Here is a 2,438-nt window from a genome sequence, read left to right as displayed (position 1 = left end):
TGATGTTGGGGCTGAAGGCCGGCGGCCTGGTCCGCTAAGGCACTGCCGACCTGCATCCCTGTACAGGCACCGCCAGGCGAACCCGCTTGGCCGCTCTTGCCACAGCCTTGTCTCAGTCCGGGCGAGCCGGCCGGATTGCGGGGGCCGCAGCGAACCAGTTCTCGATCTCTGCAAGGCTGGCCGGGCGCCCGTCGGTGACGCCGATCTGCGAGTAGACCGTGGAGAAATCCGCGACATCGTCTGTGACGGGATAGGCACCTAGAAAAACGCTTTGCTGGTTCCAGCCGAGGATGCGGCCGGCCCCGAAACTGGCGAGATAGCGATCATGGGTGACGAGGAATTCCTGGCCGGCCTCGCAATCGCCGCGGTCCAGACTGCCGCGGGCGTAATTGATCCCGCGCTGCGCACCGGCGCCTTCGATCCAGTTTGAGGCGTCGCTGACAAAGCCACGGCCAGGCTGGTATTCGCCGGTCTTGTTGATGGTGATGTCAGACCGGTGTTCGCCGCACCGCGTGATCTCGACCCGGTCGAGATGCTCATGCCGCACGAGATAGTCGCGCAGATCGGTCTCCCAGGGCCGCCGCGCGCCGGGCTCCGCAATCAGATTGCGCACGCCTTGGACCAGCTGGTCGTCCGTGCCGACGGGTTCAAGCGCGAGCACGACGCCCTCGTCCGAGCGGAACACCAGATAACTCTGCCCGATGATGAGGGCCATGGAATTGGCGCAGGTCGGCAGGCTGAGAAAGCCTGTGCTCGGTGTGCCGACAGGGAATTCATCCCAGAACAGGGTTTGCGCGTGCAGGGCTGCATAGTCCGTGCCGTCGGCCGCGACCGGCTCAAAGGCGATTGCGCCCATCGCACCTTCGATCTCATAACTCTCTCCGCCGGCGCCCTTCAGGCGTTCATCGACCTGGAGCGTATAGGTCGCGAGCGGCATGCCCCCGAGGAAGGGCCCATAGCGTGCCGGCGGCTCTGCCGGGCGCCAGTCGACGACGCGCACCAGCTCCACCTGGGCTGAGCGGGACAGGTAGTCATGCAGGCGCGGCATGGCCGATGCGGCCAGGGTCTGCTCAAAGCTGCGCGGCGGTGGTGGCGGGCAGGCCAGCGCCGGCCCGGCCAGCAGGGCAGCGGTGAGCGCCCCGAGTGCGAGTTGTCTGATCATGCTGCCCCCTGAAACCTGTCTGCCGACATAGTCCGGGGTGCTGCAGGCGTGGTCAAGCGTAGCGGCGCCTAGGCCACCGCCGCCGGCTTGATCGGCGCTTCGGCCAGATCGGTGCCGAAGACGCGCTGATACATTTCCGCAATCGTCGGGCGTTCCAGCTCGTCACACTTGTTGAGGAAGGTGAGGCGGAAGGAGTGGCCGAGATCGTTGAAAATGGCGTTGTTCTCCGCCCAGGTCAGCACGGTGCGCGGGCTCATCACGGTCGAGATGTCGCCATTGATGAAGGCTTCGCGCGTCAGATCGGCCAGCTTGACCATGTCGGCGACCTGTTTGCGGCCCTCTTCGGTGGCGGCGAGGTCCTTCATCTTGGCCAGCACGATGGCGTTCTCGGTCTTGGCCGGCAGATAGTTCAGCGTCGCGACGATCGACCAGCGGTCCATCTGGCCCTGATTGATCTGCTGCGTGCCATGGTAAAGCCCGGTGGTGTCGCCCAGGCCGATCGTATTGGTGGTGGCAAACAGGCGGAAGGACGGGTTGGGCCGGATCACCTTGGTCTGGTCGAGCAGGGTGAGCGAGCCAGAGGCCTCGAGCACGCGCTGGATCACGAACATCACATCGGGCCGGCCGGCATCATATTCATCAAACAACAGCGCGACCGGACGCTGCAGCGCCCAGGGCAGTATGCCTTCCTGGAATTCGGTGACCTGCTTGCCATCCTTCAACACGATGGCATCCTTGCCGACCATGTCGATACGCGAGATATGGCTGTCGAGATTGACCCGCACCATCGGCCAGTTGAGCCTTGCTGCGACCTGTTCGATATGGGTCGACTTGCCGGTGCCGTGATAGCCCTGGATCATAACCCGGCGGTTTTTCGCAAAGCCGGCCAGGATTGCCCGCGTCGTCGCCGGATCGAACACATAATCCGGGTCGATCTTCGGCGTGTGCGCGTCAGGCTGCGAAAACATCGGCACTTCAAAGCCGGCATCGAAGCCGAACAGCGCCTGGGTATCGGCAATCGCATCGGGGGCAGGCACAGGGAACTCGTCGTTCATGGAACCGGTCTTTTCGCTTGGGGACGTCAGGACTGCAAAGCTGCACGGTATCGTGCATCCGGACTAGCGCAGGCCGCAGCGCACGGCAAGGGAGGCGGGTGATATGGGGGGTAAAGGGGAGGGTTCCGTTTGACGGAACTCTCGTCTGACGCTATATTGCGCGGGTGATCCGATCCTTTGCCTGCAAAGACACGGAGAAACTGTTCCGTGACGAAAACGTG

The 2,438-nt window shown here is 63.8% G+C and carries 2 protein-coding genes; both read right to left on the bottom strand.

From position 1 onward, the window contains the following. Positions 1-112: 112 nt before the first annotated feature. The gene (locus AAC023_RS14320; RefSeq protein ID WP_339741960.1) at positions 113-1,162 is read right to left on the bottom strand and encodes a hypothetical protein; all 1,050 of its coding nucleotides are present in this window, start codon (positions 1,160-1,162) and stop codon (positions 113-115) included. Between the two features lie 68 nt (positions 1,163-1,230). Beyond that, positions 1,231-2,217: a cobaltochelatase subunit CobS gene (gene cobS, locus AAC023_RS14315; RefSeq protein ID WP_339741958.1), complete on the bottom strand. Its 987-nt coding sequence runs from the start codon at positions 2,215-2,217 to the stop codon at positions 1,231-1,233. Positions 2,218-2,438 lie beyond the last annotated feature (221 nt).

It is taken from the genome of uncultured Maricaulis sp. (genome assembly GCF_963976135.1).
GTDB lineage: Bacteria > Pseudomonadota > Alphaproteobacteria > Caulobacterales > Maricaulaceae > Maricaulis.
This window is presented reverse-complemented; position numbering and strand designations above follow the sequence as displayed.